Source organism: Solihabitans fulvus (genome assembly GCF_008386585.1).
GTDB lineage: Bacteria > Actinomycetota > Actinomycetes > Mycobacteriales > Pseudonocardiaceae > Solihabitans > Solihabitans fulvus.
Genome location: NZ_VUOB01000215.1, coordinates 1 through 606 on the forward strand (window position 1 = coordinate 1; position 606 = coordinate 606).

Annotated in this window: 1 protein-coding gene; it reads right to left on the bottom strand. The window is 50.3% G+C overall.

All coding sequences use genetic code 11. From position 1 onward, the window contains the following. Positions 1-46 precede the first annotated feature (46 nt). Positions 47-606 (bottom strand): hypothetical protein (locus F0L68_RS45670; RefSeq protein WP_149822407.1); only part of this gene is annotated, 560 nt, incomplete at its 5' end.

Genomic DNA, 606 nt, shown 5'->3' on the forward strand with positions numbered 1-606 from the left:
AGCTGCTCATTCTTATTGGTTCGTGGTCGAAACTTTATATTATAACTTAGAAAGCCTTTATACCCCAAGCGTAATGTTCGGGACTTCCGATTACTCTGCCGTTGTATCCCCAGGCCATGCGGTGACCCGAGGGCTCAACCGTCCTCGACAGTGTCAAAGCCTTGCTGTATTCACGGTTGTAGATGTAGAACAAGACGTCATTGTCGTACTTAGCGGGCTGCAGGTACCACTGGGCTCTGAAACTATCGACGCTGTTGACTCCGAAGGCCATGTGGTCGCCGTTCCAGTTAGTGCCGACTCCCAATACCAAGTATTGGTTACGTTCAGTGTTCAAGATCTTGAAGTAGACCTTGTTGTTCTCCCACAGAGCGATTAACTTCCAGCTGACTCTCGGGCTTGTCTTGTCCTTGCCGTCGCCGTAGGCAGGTCTGCCATCGTCGCCTTGAACATCATTGCTCAGCGTCAAAGCGAGACCGTCGCGCTTGTACATAAGCTTAATCGCGTTTTCGGCGAAGATAAGTCTGAACTCAACTGGGAAACAATCACGGACGATGTCCTTGGAGCCCTGGAGCCAAAGTTGATAGGCGTACTCCATGCAGTTCATCT